The following is a 14,016-nucleotide window of genomic DNA, read 5'->3' as shown; positions in this document are numbered from 1 at the left end:
GCCACCAAGCGCCCGTCAGTCGGCCGTGTCCGCGCGCGCGGGCATTTTCGCTCGCGCAACCGCGCCCGGTGCTGGCGACCACGCCGGCCGACTCTTGCGCTGCGAATCGACCACGACGATAAAACGCCCCGCCCACGGCATGATCTGCCGGTCGCTTTTCAGCACCCACAGCGATTGGCCGGAATCGACGAGCTGCGCATATGCTGCGTCGAGAATCCCATAGTGATCGAGAAACGTGTTCAGCGATGCGGGAATCCGCACGCAGCCCTTCGAATGACGAATGCCGAGCAGCGGTTCGAGCCGCTCAGGGTCGGTCGCGTGCATCTGGAAGCGCATCTGCGAGATGCCGCCCTTGCCCCAGCCGCGTTCACCCTGCGCCCAGCCGAGGTCGAAGATGCGCATATCGCGCCGTCCGTAGCCGCGAATATGGTTTTCGTTCTGCGTGCCCTCGGAGCGGAAATCCATGTTGTCGGGCGTATGTTCGAACACGCCGAGTGGCGTGATGAAGTGGTCGTACTCGCCGGGCCGTCCCGTGGATACCGGCGATGCGCCGATCATCTGCCAGTTGTCGGCGGGCGCCGGCCGGAAGTAAATCAGGAGCGCCTGCACGTTCGCATTGCGATCGACGAGCACCACGTACTCGCCCGACAGATTGCCAAGCTCGTTCTCATTGAGCGCCGTCTCCAGACGGTTGGCGTACGCGCGCTGCTCCGCGACGGGCAGTCTGAGCCGGCGCGTCACGTCCCGCGCGAATACGTTGCGCAGCAGGAACGCGCGGCGCGGATCGACGACGCCAGCCGCGTCGGGCGCGGCGATGGTGGCGGCGTCGATCGTGGGCAACGGCCGGCTCGCGCCATTCCATGCGTTGGCCGGATTGGCCAGACTCACCGTATGCGCCGCCGATGTCGCGGATGCCGGTGACTGAGCGCTACCGGGCGCCGCCGCATGAACCGGCGCCGCCATCGCACCGGCACTCGAGACGACGGCTGCGCAAACCCACGCGCAAATCCTCAGGCGGTTCAATCCAGGCTGGCCAGGCCGATCTGGGTATCTCATCGCGTCTTGGAGCAAACATGATTATTATTGATCGCACGCCGGGTCCCTGCGGCGTTCGGCACGACCGATGTTACTCAGCGAAGCGAGGCGTGTCGATGAAAATACCTTCTAACCTGCGAACTCTTCAAAAATGATCGGCTATTTTTCGACAATCGACATGCCAGCGAAAACGCAATTAATACGCAATTAAATCGGTCATCGGAAAATCAAACCCCAAAAGGCAAATACGATTTCGTTCGACGAAAGGTAGACCGAAGACGGCGGCGCGTGCCGATACTCACGCCGTTTTTCAACCTGCTTGCAATCTGTTTCAAGCCACTTCAATCGCTTTTTCTCTCGCGAGGACAACAACGATCATGGCTCAATCCGATCCAGCCGCGCGCCAGGCCCGCATCGCGACCGAAATGCACGTCGCCGCCGAATTCGACGCAAGCCGCGAAATCCAGCGCCGGGTCGATTTTCTGGCGAACTATCTGCGCAACAGCCACCTGAGAACTTATGTGCTCGGCATTAGCGGCGGCGTCGATTCGACTACGGCCGGGCGTCTCGCGCAACTCGCGGTCGAGCGTTTGCGGGCGAACCATTACGACGCGCGTTTCGTCGCTGTCCGTCTGCCTTACGGCAAACAATGCGATGAAGCGGATGCGCTCGAGGCATTACGCTTCATTCGCGCCGACGAAAATCTGACTATCGATATCAAACCCGCAGCCGATGCGATGCTCGAGTCGCTCGATAAAAGCGGCGTGTCGTTCAAGGACGAATCCCAGCGGGATTTCGTGCACGGCAATATCAAGGCGCGCCAGCGGATGATCGCGCAATACGCGGTGGCTGGCGCGCGCTCGGGCGTCGTGATCGGAACGGACCACGCGGCCGAATCGGTGATGGGCTTTTTCACGAAGTTCGGCGACGGCGGCGCCGACGTGCTGCCGCTCGCCGGGCTCAGCAAGCGCCGCGTGCGTGCGGTCGCGAATACGCTCGGCGCGCCCGACGCGTTGGCGCACAAGGTGCCGACCGCCGACCTCGAGATGCTGCGGCCGCTTCGTCCCGACGAAGACGCGTATGGCATCCCATACGACGCGATCGACGATTTTCTCGAAGGCAAGCCGGTCAGCGATACCGTGCGTGACGTGGTCCTGCAGTTTTACAACGCGACGCGTCACAAGCGGGCGCTGCCGTATACGCCGTTCGATTGGCCGGCGTCGCCGGATGGGCAATGATGCGCCCGCGACCGGCGCTCTCAAACGAATAAAGGCGGTGGACATGCGCGCGTGGTCGCGCCTGTCCACCGCCTTCGAAAACAATAGAGCTTACTGCACCATCCGCGGCGCTTACTGCTCGGGCGGCGGTTCGTCGCTGAACAGATCGGCGCTCGCTTCGAGCGGCTGGCCACCCAGGTGCTTGCCGTGAATCTGCCGCGCGATCACGTCGCCAACATACGGCACGCTCGCGTCGAGTTCGACCGTCGCGTAGGCGCTGGGCTTGCCGACGTCCACCACTTCGACGTGTTTCGCGTAACGGCCGAGTTCGCGCTTCAGAAATTCCCGCACGTCCTGCTCGCTGCACGATTCGGCGATATTGCGCACGGTCAGGTTCATGTGGCCTACCCTCGCCGCGTCTGGCGGTCGGTCCGTTGGTCAGCGCTTGCGATACGCACCGCTCGCAGCGCGGCACGCTGCTTCGTCTGAGTCGCGCCGAGTGCGCGAAGTGCGACGACGCCGGTCGTGCCGGCTAACCCCATAGCGAGCCATGACAAGTAGAAGGCCATCGTTCAAATCTCCTGTGCGAATTGCATCCTGTTGTCAGGATAGCCCGCCTCGACAGCGAACACACTGTGACGCAGTGTCGTAGGCAATGGCGAAACGTCCCCGTCGATGCACTGTACCTGAATCGGTCGCGCCAATCCTGGGAAGACATCGGCTGCCTCAGCACCTTGCATGCCTGGCCAGCCCCGGCCCGGCACGCAGACCTCTCGTCGAAGGCAGCGTGCGGGGGACGTTGGCAAAGGCGGACTGATCGCGCCGATCAGTCCGCCGCTTGCACGTTCGCCGCACTCACCCACCACGCATTCTTACCTTGCGGCAGACGGACCAGCACCGCGGAAGGATCCTCGACGCCGTCATCGGCGATCTGGCATACCGGCAGGCCGTCGGGCAGACGCTTCACTTCGCCAGCGGCCTCGAACAGCGCGATTCGCTGCGCATCCAGCGGGCGCAGTTGCCGATACACGTCGAAGCTGAGCGCCGCGGGCACGTCGCCGCGAATCTCGAGCTCATTGGCGCGCGCGCAATGCGCGGGCGCGACGGCAACCGCGGCGGCGCTGCCGCTCAGGCAGCCGATCGTCAGCGCGACGGCGGCGAGACGGGAATGGGTCATCGTGTTTCTCCGAAAAAGGTGAGGGGCAGCGAACCGTGGTTCCGCGAGGAATGCGCAAGCGTGCGGACGCGCGGCGCGCTCAACGCTGGCGGGCATGCGCGTCGCCGCGTCGGCTGTCTTCGCTGTCGACGCCATCGTCGTCGCGAGTCGCGAACTCGAGCCGGCTCACGTCGCAGGACGCCTGGCCAAAGCCCGCATACACCGCCGACCAGTTGCCGACGATCACCGCTTGCGCCTGCGCGAGACTCAGCTTGCCTTCGCAGACGCAACGCTTGAGCAGCGCCGCCGCGCGTGCCTTGCGGCGCTCGCCCTGCGGGCCGGACCACGGCAACAGATCGAGATTGGCCGGCGCATCGGGCGATCCGCCGAGCATGATCGGCACACGCCGGTCGAGCGCGAACGCGGCGACGTCATCCGCATCGATGCCGCGTGCGGCAAGCATGCGATCCTTGTGCGCCATCAGTTCGTCGAACGGCGGCGCGACGGTTTCCGCATAACCGGGGCGGCAAATCGTTTGGCCGATCGACTGCTGGGTCACGCGTTCGTCGAGCACGGCGCTCGGTTGCGCGGCGGCATCTCCGATGCGCAGCGCGAGCAGTGCGCCAACGGTGACGAGCAGCGCACGGTGCGTGATGCGCACGCGCGGACGAAGGACGCGCGTGCGTCCGAGCCGCGGCGCGTTGGCCGCGTCATTGCTGCTGGTCGTGTCGCGGGAAAGACCGCGCCGATGGGTGTCTGCGATGCCTGCGTTCATTCGTCGGCGCGCCGGCGGCGGCACGCGGTAGTTCAATTCGCAAGGCAATTAAAACACATTCAATATGGATGAGTACAAAAGCCGGACATGAGGGCGCGGCGTTTGCTGGCTCGCGGCAGCCGCCGCGAGCCAGCGCAGACCAACCCAGCGCGACGTCGCGATGAGTGGGGCACCCCGCCGCCTCTACTTCGCCACCCGCGCCTGCAACGCGCGGATCCGCCCGAGCGCCTGCGCGTTCGACACCGTCTCTTCGTACATCTTTGCGAGGTCGGTTTTCAGCGCGGTGCGCGAACCGCCATCGAGATACACCATATGCCCCGATGGATAGAACCGTGCCGACAGGTTCTGCCGCACCTGCTGACTGACCAGCGGCATCTGCTGCAGATCGAGCACGGTCTGATAGAACGGCGTGACGAAATCGAAAAAGCCATTCGCCGACAGCACCTTGAGGTCGGGATTGAGCGCCATCACGGCGGCAAGGTCGCCGGCCGTGTACAGAATGATGTTGCCTGTCGAGTCGAGACCCTTCTGCGCGCCGGTTGGATCGATATGGCCGAAATCCCAGTACTTGAACGCCTGATCGTTGAGGTCGGTGAACGACGAGTTCGACGTGTACTTCAACTGCTCGTTCAGATAGACGTTCCACATCGTCGTGTAGACGCCGGTGACCGCGGTCATCGTCGGATCGTTGCCGCCGGAGTTCGGGTCGATCTTGCCGGCGATGCCGGTGTCGATCGCGGTCACGCGGCCGTCGTAGGCGCCGAGCGCGAGGCCTTGCGACTTCAGCAACGTGGTCAGGAACAGCGAATTGCCGCGGCTGTCGTAGCCCGCGATGTCGAGGCTCCACGCGAGCAGCGTCGTTTTGTCGATGCCGGTGTATTCGCTGAGCTTTTCGGTGGTCGCGGAATCTGTGGTCGGGAACTTGCGCAGCGCGGCCAGGTAGTCGGTGCGCGCGAACTGCGCGACCTCCTCGGCGAACGCGCCGAGATCGGTCGGCCGCGGCGCGACGCCGAGCTTCTTGTGATACCACGCGTCAGCGGCCGCCGTGGGCAGCGCGCCGACCGGATTGCCCGATTGCGTGTAATCGAGAATCGACGATTGCAGCGTAATGCCGTTCAGATCGACCCCATCCTCGTGCAGCCGGTACGCGAGCACGCAGCTACGCGCCGTGCCGTAGGACTCGCCGAATAGATACTTCGGCGAATTCCAGCGGTTGTTCTTCGTCAGGAAACGCTTGATGAACTGCTTGATCGAATCCGCGTCCTGATCGACGCCCCAGAAGTCGCGATTCTTCTTCGGCGCGATCGCCGCCGAATAGCCGGTGCCGACCGGATTGATGAACACCAGGTCGCTCTTGTCGAGCAGACTGTCCGGATTGTCTTCGAGTGAATAAGGCGCAGGCGGCGTGAACCCCGGCATCGACGTCTTGATGCGGCGCGGCGCGAACGAGCCGAGCAGCACGAATACCGACGACGACCCCGGCCCGCCGTTATAGAAAAACGTGACCGGCCGCGTTTCTTCCTTCTGATTGTCCTGCGTGAACGCGACGTAGAACATCCTCGCCGACGGTTGCGAGCTACTCGGATCGACGATCACCAGATGGCCCGCGGTCGCCGTGTAGTCGATCTTGTGAGCGCCGATCGTCACCGAATGATGCGTGATCGCGGCCGTCTCGACTGTATCGGTAACCGAATCGTCCGGGCCGTTGCCATAGGCGACCGGGTCGAAGAGCGGCTGGTCGCCGGCCTTGTGCGGCGCGCTCGTGGCGGTGGACGCGCCTGCCGAGGCCGTGGCATGCGTGTTGTGCGGCGAATGCTGGCTACCGGAAGCTGATTCTGTATTCGTCATGATCGCTCCAAGGGTTCGTTTTACTTGCCATGCGTCCTCGTTCTTACGTCTCGTTGTTGTGTTATGCGCTGTGTTGCAGACTATAGTGCGCCCGCCACCTTCCCGCCATTGGGGCTGCCTAGTCCCGTGCAGGCATCCCACCCCTTCGACGCCGCGAAGCTGCCGTTGTTGCCCTGCGTGATGTCGTTGCAGACGCCCGGCGCCTTGTACAGCTTAGCGTTGACGAAGCCGGCCGGCTGTCCCTTCGCCGCGTTGATGCGCGCGATCAGCGCCGCCCACAGCGGCGCGACCGCGCTGGTGCCCCCCACCACCGTTTGCATTCCGTCGACCAGCACGTCGTAGCCGGTCAACGGCGAGGCATCGCCCGCAACATCCGGCACGCCGCGCCCGCCGAGCGGCTGGCTGCCGCCGCCCGTCGCCGTGACCGACAAACCCTGCTGCCACGCCGGCACCGGAAACGCGGTGCTCACGCCGCCGCCGCTGGCCCCGCCCTGCTCGCCGTCGTTCCACACGACCTCGCGCGTGATCGCCGAACCGGACGAGCTCAGGTGCGTGCCGCCGCAGGCGAGCACGTACGGGCTCGACGCCGGGAAGTCGACCGCGTCGCCGCCGCCCGCGCCGTCGCTCGACCCGCTGTCGCCCGAGGCCGCGCAGATGGTCACGCCGAGCGCCGCCGCCGATTGCAGTACGCTGTTGAGCGCCTGCATCGACTGGCTGGTCCACACTGATTCCGGCGCCCCCCAACTGATCGAGATCACCGACGGCTTGTTAGTTGTGTCGTGCACCGCGCGGCTCACCGCGTCGATGAAGCCGGCGTCGCTGTTCTGCGTGAAGTACACGGCGATGGCCGCGCCCGGCACGATTGCGCCGACGATCTCGATGTCGAGCGTGACCTCGCCGTCCGGCCCGTTCGGATCGCCGCTCGGCTCGTTGCCAGCCTGATCGACGCCGACCGGGGTCACGGTCGGCTCGCTTACACCGAGGCTCGAGAAATAGGTCTTGAGGTCCGACGTGTTGTAGCCGCCGCCGAGCTCGATGATGCCGACGCACTGACCGCCGCCGTCGCCTTGCGGAAACTGGTAGAGCGAGGCGAGCTGCGGCGGCGAGTACGACGTCTGCCCGGCGCGCGCCGGCACGAACGCCGGCCGGATGCGAAAGTGCGGACGCGCCTGCGGCCGGTTGTCGAGTCCGAGCACCGCCTCCACGACGCCATGCAGATCGTCCGGCACGCTGATCGTGCCGGTGCGGCCACGGAACTGGCCGGCCGCGTGATGCTGGTAGCGCTCGAGCTTGACCTCGAACGCGCTCTGGAATTGCGCGATCGTGCCGCTCAGCAGCACCGAGCGCGCCGCCGGATCCTCGCGCGCGACGGTGAGCCCATGCGCGGCCGCGAACGCGCGGACCTTCGCGATGTCATCGGGCGCGGCGCCGTAGTCCTGGGCGAGCGCCTCGCGCGACAGCGGCTTCACGCTCGCGTCGCCGGCTTCGATGCGTTTCATCAAGGCGTCGAACTGCGCCTGCTGCTGGCGGCGCAGCATCACGAAGACCTCGATCCGCTCGGCGGGATCGCATTGCCCGATGACCGTCGTGCCCTGCGCAACCTTTCGCTCGCTGCCCGGCAATGGATGCTTGGTGACCATAGTATCGACTCTCCTGTTAGCGTGGCTTCGCACGCGGTCATGCACGACCGCGCGGCCCGGCGCCGGCCAGGCACGCCACGCGCCTGCATGAAGCGCATCGTGGCGATACGCGGCAGGGGTTGTTCACGAACTTCGTCCACGCGTCCGACCAAAGCATTCGAACACAGTTCCGGCCAGCGCGACAGTCGTCCGCATGGCCAGGGTCTAATGCGCGGCGTGGATGCGACACGCTATGATGCTGAAGCGGCATTCCCGCCGTTTCATTGCCGCGCGCGCCGCCTGCGCGCACGATCGAGAAATCAGAGGAACCCATGTCAATTTCGATGTATCAAGCATCACTGCCTGTGCTGATTCGCGGCCTCACGAACCTGCAGGCCATCCTGGGCAAGGCCGAAGCGCACGCGGCCGCAAAGCAGATCGAACCGTCGGTGTTCACGAATGCCCGGCTCGCGCCGGACATGCTGCCGTTCATGCGCCAGGTGTATATCGCGAGCGATACCGCGAAGGGTTGCGCGGCGCGCCTCGCCGGCGTCGAGCCGCCGAAGTTCGACGACGTCGAGCAGACTTTCGATGAACTGCAGGCCCGTATCCAGAAAACGATCGATTACCTGAAGGAATTCAACGCGGCGCAGATCGACGGTTCGGAAAGCCGCACCATCACGCTGAAAATGCGGACGGGTCCGATCGAGTTCACCGGAGCGTCATATCTGTTCGGTTTCGTGCTGCCGAACTTCTATTTCCACGTGACGACCGCGTATGACATCCTGCGTCATAACGGTGTCGAGCTCGGTAAGCTCGACTATCTGGGCGGGATGCAGCAGTAAACGGAGCAGGCGGGTCGTCGATCGCGCGGCCGCCCTCACGTGTGCAGGCGCGGCTGGAATGCGATCACCGCCATGCCGGCCAGCGTCAGCGCGACGCCTGCCGCGTCTCACAGCGTGGGCCGCACCTCGTCCACGACCCACAGCCACGCAAGCCAGCGCCACGGCAGGTAACAGCCGGGAATCTCGGCGACAGCGGTCACGACATACAGCAGGAAGGTTTGCATCGATGAGCGTGAGAAGGTGGTTGTGTCGCCGCGCGTGCGCGCGGCCGGCTGCGCTATCGGCTTTATTAACACAATCACCTGGCACCGCGGCCTTTGCATCGGCTGTATGCGCACGCGCGACGAATGCAAAAGCCAGCTCCGAGTTTCAATCCAGCGAAAGCCGCAGCGCGAAGCCGATCAACGCAGCCGAGAAGGTCCACCGTTGTACGGTCTGCGCCAAAGGATGGACGCGCATCCAGTTGGCGATGCGCGCAGCGCCGATCGCATACAACGCGTCGAAGCATGCGCCGATCACGAGCAGCACGACACCAAGCTCGATCATCTGCCACGCTACCGGCCCCGCTTCCGGCCGCACGAATTGCGGCAACAGCACCGAGCAGAACAGTAGCGCCTTCGGGTTGAGCAGGTTCGTCAGCAGACCTTTGACGAACGCGGTCCGCAAGGGCCGCACCGCATTGCCCGCATCGCTCGAAGCAGTGGATTCCACTCGCGGCGCGCCGGCCGCTTGCCTGTCGCGCGACCCGGCCGGCAATGCGAACCCGGGCGAGCGGAAGATTTGAATCCCCACCCACGCGAGATAGACGGCGCCGGCATAGCGCACCGCGTCGTACAGCCACGGCGCGTTGCGCAGCAGCGCCGCCATGCCGCACGCCGACAGCGTCACGTGCGTCGCGCGCGATACGCCGAGCCCCACCGCGGCCGCAAAGCCGCTGCGCACGCCGCGCGCGATGCTGGTTTGCAGGATCAGCGCCATGTCCGGCCCAGGCATCGCATAAACGACAATCAATGCCGCCACGTAGACGGCCAGCAGGTGAGCGGAATTCATCGGAGCCTCCTTGTTGTTCGAGGCTCCATGTTGCTATCGGATGCGGAGCGTTTGCTGGCGACTTTCAGTCTTCTGCATTCAAAAAATAGCGGAATGCGCTAATATTTCGACATCTGGCGACACCTTCCACCACCCTGCGGCCCCCTCCCGACCATGTCCACGGACGATCTCGACAAAACCGATCGCGCGATTCTCGCCGCGCTGCAAAACGACGGCCGCATGTCGAATGCGCGTCTCGCCGAGATGGTCGGCCTCAGCGAGACGCCATGCGCGCGGCGTCTGAAACGTCTGGAGAACGATGGTTACATCGACTGCTACCGCGCGGTGCTGTCGCGCGCCGGGCTCGGTCTGGGCGTGATCGCGTTCGTGCTCGTGCGCTTCGCGGTGCACGACCGCGTGGTGGCCACGCGCTTCGAGCGCGAGGTGCAGGCGATCCCGCGGATCCTGTCGTGCCACAACGTGTCGGGCAGCGCCGACTACATCCTGCAGATCGTCGCCCGCGACCTCGACGACTACGGCACGTTCATGCGCGACGAACTGCGCGGCCTGCCGGGCGTGACGTCGGTGGAATCGGCCTTATCGTTGCGCGAAGTGAAAGCGTTTGGCGGTCTGCCGCTGTCCTGAGCGCGAACGTGGCATAGTCCCCCCTTTAGTCCCCTTTTGAAGCGGCACGAGCCGTTCCAACGCAACCCGACGACCCCGGAGTTCTCATGGATCACGACAAGGCGCGAGCCGAAGAAACCGCCGCAATGGAACGCGTGTTGACCGCCACCAAGCGGGTGCAGACCGCGTTCGCGTCGCTGCAATCGCAATTCCCGCCGGCAGGCAGCGGCAAACCCTCGCAATTTGCCTTGCAGACTTTCGACGCCGCGCTGCAGGAACTCGAAGATGCACAAGCCGCGTTCGACGAACTGCTCGGCGATCTGCTCGACGGCAATCGTTGAGCGCTAGCGAGCGTCTGGCCGGCGCCCCGCTCGCCAGCCGGCTCGCACGCTTCGCGCCGCCGCATACGCGTTAACGCGCGTCCGTCTCCACCACCGGCTCGCAGAGAATCGGAAAATTGACGGAGTTCGCGACGTAGCACTTCTGATGCGCGACGTGATGCAGATGCGTGGCCAGCTCGATATCGCCGCTCGCGCGGATCGTCACGCGCGGGCGCAGCACGATCTGCGAAAAGCGGCCTTCCTGCGCGGTATCGAGCATCGTGCCTTCGGCGTCGTCGCGATAGTCGAGCACGACGATGCCCGCCTCCGAGCACAGATGCAGATACCACAGCTTGTGACACGCGCTCGCCGACGCGACCAGCAGGTCCTCGGGATTCCAGCGCGTCGCGTCGCCGAGAAACGCCGGATCCGACGAGCCCGCAATGTCGGGCTTGCCGCCGGAAGAAATCACGTGATTGCGGTCGTAGTCGCGGTAGCCGGAGGTGCCGCTGCCGCGGTTGCCGGTCCATTTCACCGATACGTGGTACTTGTGCTCGCCGTGCGCCATTCGCTTCCCCTTTGGTCGGATCGGACCTGCATTCTATCCGCGCCACACTAGCGCGGCGGCGCCGCGCGGCCGGTCACGTTCGGCGCGCGTGGGTCGGGATTCATATAGAGCGCCGTGCCGTTCGCGCGCATGTTGTTGAGCGCGGCGCCCGAGCCGGTCGCGCCACCCGAGCCGAGCCCATACGAGCCGCCCGCCGACATGCCGGGCCCCGGTATGGCACTCGGACTGACGCCGGTACCGATGCCCATCGCGCCGCCGACAGCCGCATTGCCGCTGCCCCCGCTGGTGCCCGCGTTCGTGCCCGCACGAGTGCCGTTCTGGCTGCCGCCAGGATTGCCCGGTTGCTGGGCCTCTACCGTTGCAGCGGCCCCCACCGTCAACAGCGCCGCAAGCAACGCCGACCACACGATCCCACCTGTTGCTGTCTTCATAGCTACCCTCCAACCGCATCGATCCGCCGAGCACGATATCTATTCTGAGCCGATCGCGCGACCGATGCAGCGGCGCCGCTCCCGCCCGCGCCCACGGCGTGTCCGTGCGCGTTATGATCGATCGTTACGCCCGAACGGCCGATCGCGCACGATGGAGCACGCCTACATCCACCTTTTGCATCTGCTCGCCGGCCACTCGACGTGGATGCTCGCGGTCGTTTTCCTCGCCGCTTTTTTCGAAGCGATCGCGGTGATCGGCACCTTCGTCCCCGGCAGCACCGCGATGTTCCTCGCCGGCGCGCTGACGGGCACCGGCTCGCTGAGCCTTGCCTGGGTCCTCGTGTGGGCGATCGTCGGCGCGGTCGCCGGCGACGGCGCCAGCTTCTGGCTCGGCGATCGCTACAGGGAGCGCATCGTCACGCTGTGGCCGTTCCGCGCACACCCCGGCGTACTCGACGCGGGGCAGCGCTTCTTTCTGAAGCATGGCGCGAAGAGCGTCGTGCTCGCCCGCTTCATCGGCCCACTGCGGGCGATCGTGCCGGTCGTCGCGGGCATGATGGGCATGCGGCCGCTGCGCTTCCTCTCGATCAACGTGCTCTCCGCGCTGCTGTGGGCGCCCGCGCACATCCTGCCCGGCGTCGTGTTCGGCGCGTCGGTGCTGCTCGCGGGGGCGGTGTCGTTCCGGCTCGTCGTGATCATCGCGATGCTGGCGTGCATCGTGTGGCTCAGCTTTCGCGGCGCGGGGTTTCTGGTGTCGCACGCGAATGCGTGGTCGAGCGCGGCAGGCCGTCATCTCGGCAGTTGGGCATGCCGCCATCCGGGTCCGCTCGGCCGCATCGCGCGCCGCATGCTCGACCCCGACACGCCCGATGCGACCCACCTGCTCGCGGCGTCGCTGATCGTGCTGGTGGCCGGCGCGCTTTTCTTCGGGGTCCTTGACGACGTTGTCAGCGGCGATCCGCTGACGACCATCGACCTGTCCGTTTATCACTTTCTGCAATCGATACGCACGCCGTGGGGCGACACGGTGCTCGCGGCGCTCGCGACGCTCGGCAGCGGCATCACACTGTTCGCGCTGGTCGTCACGGTTGCCCTGTGGATGGTGTGGGAGCGGCGCTGGCGCACGATCGTCTACTGGCTCGCGGCGGTCGTGTTTTCGCAGTTGCTGATTCTCGGCCTGCAACTCGCGATGCGCCGCGCCCCGCCTAACGAACTCATGAGTGGCCACTTCGTGTTTCCGAGCAATCACGTCGCCGCGACGGTGATCATCTACGGCTTTCTCGCGTTTCTGCTCGCGCGCCGGATCGGCAAGCTCGGAGGCGTGCTGGTTGCCGCCGCCAGCATCATCGTCGTGATCGTGGTCGCACTCGCGGGCGTCTACTTCGGCCGCTACTGGGTGTCCGACGCGATCGGCGGCGCGGCGCTCGCGTGTGTGTGGGTCGCGCTGATTGCGCTGACGGCGATCTGGCGGCATCCGCGGCCGCCGCCGCCGCGCCGTTTCATGCCGCTCGTGGTGCTCGCGGTCGTAGCGCTCAGTGTCGGCCTGCAGCTCGGCGTCGCAATGCCGACGCCGCCGGACGGCGCGCCGCAACCACCCCCCGTGCAGATCACGCAGACGCAGTGGAAGCTCTCCGGGTGGAAGCGGCTGCCGTGCTTTCGCTCCGACATGGGCGGCGATCGCAAGGAGCCGCTGACGCTGCAATGGGTCTCCGGGCCCGCTTCGATACGCGAGCAGTTGCACGCGCAGGGCTGGGTCGTGGGCACCGACGTGTCCGCGCACAGCCTGCTGTCGCTCGCTTCGCCCGACGTCGCGGCGGTGTCGCTGCCGGTGCTGCCGAAGCTGAACAATGGCGTGCCGTCGTCGCTGGTCTTCATGCGACCGGGCAATTCGCGCGAGGAACGCTACGTGCTTCGCTTCTGGCCGAGCGGCTACACGGTCGACAACGGCACCTCCGCGGCGCCGCTGTGGGTCGGCGCGTTCGCGCACGAGCGGCTGACGCGGCCGTCCTGGCCGCTGAACATTCTGCGCATCGATCACGACGCGAGCCCGTTCGACGCGCCCATCAGGTCGGGCGCCGAGCTCGGCGCGACGGTTCTCGCGGAGGTCGATTGTCACGGCGTGCCGGTGTCGCTGCTGGTCTCGCCGAGGCAATGAGCTGCACATCCAGGCAACTTCAGGTATCTCAGGCATCCCCAACTCGACGATTCGATAAAGGAGACAACCGTGGGCCGCTTCGGAAGTCCACATCGACGTACCCGGCGCCGTCTATCAGCAATTGGCGCCACGGGCGAAACGCCTGCTGCGCCATATGCCGCGCGTGAGCGAACTCGACAATGCAAGCGCGCCGGAGCAATACCGGAAATTCGCCTATTGAAGAAAGCATTCAGTCGCCGCATTGGCCGCGCAACGAATTGTCACGAAGGCGAATCGCCAATTGACGCGCAATTGCCATAACGGAAATGACTGAGGCGAACGCGGGGATACACCGGGTCGCGAATGACAATCGATTTGACATTTAAGCCCTCGTTGCGCAAATGCAACGAGACAC

The 14,016-nt window shown here is 65.4% G+C and carries 14 protein-coding genes and 1 pseudogene; 5 read left to right on the top strand and 10 right to left on the bottom strand.

From position 1 onward, the window contains the following. Positions 1–15: 15 nt before the first annotated feature. Positions 16–963, bottom strand: coding sequence for a L,D-transpeptidase (locus OKW29_RS10555; RefSeq protein ID WP_429291012.1), 948 nt, complete (start codon positions 961–963; stop codon positions 16–18). A 449-nt stretch (positions 964–1,412) separates the two neighbouring features. Here OKW29_RS10555 and nadE point away from each other — a divergent pair, with 449 nt between their 5' ends. Beyond that, positions 1,413–2,273 (top strand): ammonia-dependent NAD(+) synthetase, encoded by an 861-nt coding sequence (nadE, locus tag OKW29_RS10550; RefSeq protein WP_429291011.1) that lies wholly within the window; start codon positions 1,413–1,415, stop codon positions 2,271–2,273. Between the two features lie 111 nt (positions 2,274–2,384). Here nadE and OKW29_RS10545 read toward each other — a convergent pair whose 3' ends face one another. The 5 genes from OKW29_RS10545 to OKW29_RS10525 all read right to left on the bottom strand — a co-directional run bounded on the left by OKW29_RS10545 (position 2,385) and on the right by OKW29_RS10525 (position 7,671). Further along, positions 2,385–2,651: an RNA recognition motif domain-containing protein gene (locus tag OKW29_RS10545; RefSeq protein WP_429291010.1), complete on the bottom strand. Its 267-nt coding sequence runs from the start codon at positions 2,649–2,651 to the stop codon at positions 2,385–2,387. 427 nt (positions 2,652–3,078) lie between these two features. Continuing rightward, entirely contained in the window at positions 3,079–3,429 is a 351-nt protein-coding gene (locus tag OKW29_RS10540) for a hypothetical protein (protein ID WP_018425032.1), read from the bottom strand. A gap of 79 nt (positions 3,430–3,508) precedes the next feature. Then, complete coding sequence (locus OKW29_RS10535; RefSeq protein WP_184068094.1) at positions 3,509–4,183, bottom strand: hypothetical protein; 675 nt, start codon at positions 4,181–4,183, stop codon at positions 3,509–3,511. 183 nt (positions 4,184–4,366) lie between these two features. Further along, on the bottom strand, positions 4,367–6,031 hold the full coding sequence (locus OKW29_RS10530) for a S10 family peptidase (protein WP_429291009.1): 1,665 nt from the start codon (positions 6,029–6,031) through the stop codon (positions 4,367–4,369). A gap of 80 nt (positions 6,032–6,111) precedes the next feature. After that, complete coding sequence (locus OKW29_RS10525) at positions 6,112–7,671, bottom strand: S53 family peptidase (RefSeq protein WP_429291008.1); 1,560 nt, start codon at positions 7,669–7,671, stop codon at positions 6,112–6,114. A 311-nt stretch (positions 7,672–7,982) separates the two neighbouring features. On the opposite strand from OKW29_RS10525, the gene OKW29_RS10520 reads away from it, so the two are divergent. Continuing rightward, positions 7,983–8,495, top strand: coding sequence for a DUF1993 domain-containing protein (locus OKW29_RS10520; RefSeq protein WP_429291007.1), 513 nt, complete (start codon positions 7,983–7,985; stop codon positions 8,493–8,495). 35 nt (positions 8,496–8,530) lie between these two features. Here OKW29_RS10520 and OKW29_RS10515 read toward each other — a convergent pair. Then, positions 8,531–8,719: pseudogene (locus OKW29_RS10515) on the bottom strand (hypothetical protein). Positions 8,720–8,864: 145 nt separating this feature from the next. Further along, positions 8,865–9,545 carry a LysE family translocator gene (locus OKW29_RS10510; protein ID WP_187630364.1) on the bottom strand — a complete coding sequence of 227 codons (681 nt, stop codon included), beginning with the start codon at positions 9,543–9,545 and terminating at the stop codon, positions 8,865–8,867. A gap of 153 nt (positions 9,546–9,698) precedes the next feature. Here OKW29_RS10510 and OKW29_RS10505 point away from each other — a divergent pair, with 153 nt between their 5' ends. Together OKW29_RS10505 and OKW29_RS10500 are read left to right on the top strand one after the other, a co-directional pair. Continuing rightward, positions 9,699–10,169, top strand: coding sequence for an Lrp/AsnC family transcriptional regulator (locus OKW29_RS10505; protein WP_184071377.1), 471 nt, complete (start codon positions 9,699–9,701; stop codon positions 10,167–10,169). A gap of 86 nt (positions 10,170–10,255) precedes the next feature. Further along, positions 10,256–10,489, top strand: a complete 234-nt coding sequence (locus tag OKW29_RS10500; protein WP_013091435.1) for a hypothetical protein — start codon at positions 10,256–10,258, stop codon at positions 10,487–10,489. A gap of 70 nt (positions 10,490–10,559) precedes the next feature. Here OKW29_RS10500 and OKW29_RS10495 read toward each other — a convergent pair whose 3' ends face one another. Then, on the bottom strand, positions 10,560–11,036 hold the full coding sequence (locus OKW29_RS10495; protein WP_429291006.1) for an OsmC family protein: 477 nt from the start codon (positions 11,034–11,036) through the stop codon (positions 10,560–10,562). A 47-nt stretch (positions 11,037–11,083) separates the two neighbouring features. Further along, complete coding sequence (locus tag OKW29_RS10490) at positions 11,084–11,467, bottom strand: hypothetical protein (RefSeq protein WP_429291005.1); 384 nt, start codon at positions 11,465–11,467, stop codon at positions 11,084–11,086. Positions 11,468–11,618: 151 nt separating this feature from the next. Between OKW29_RS10490 and OKW29_RS10485 the strand changes: the two genes are divergently transcribed. Next, on the top strand, positions 11,619–13,622 hold the full coding sequence (locus OKW29_RS10485; protein WP_429291004.1) for a VTT domain-containing protein: 2,004 nt from the start codon (positions 11,619–11,621) through the stop codon (positions 13,620–13,622). Positions 13,623–14,016 lie beyond the last annotated feature (394 nt).

Origin of the sequence: Paraburkholderia sp. CI3, assembly GCF_050436505.1 — a bacterium.
Taxonomy (GTDB): domain Bacteria; phylum Pseudomonadota; class Gammaproteobacteria; order Burkholderiales; family Burkholderiaceae; genus Paraburkholderia; species Paraburkholderia tuberum.
This window is presented reverse-complemented; position numbering and strand designations above follow the sequence as displayed.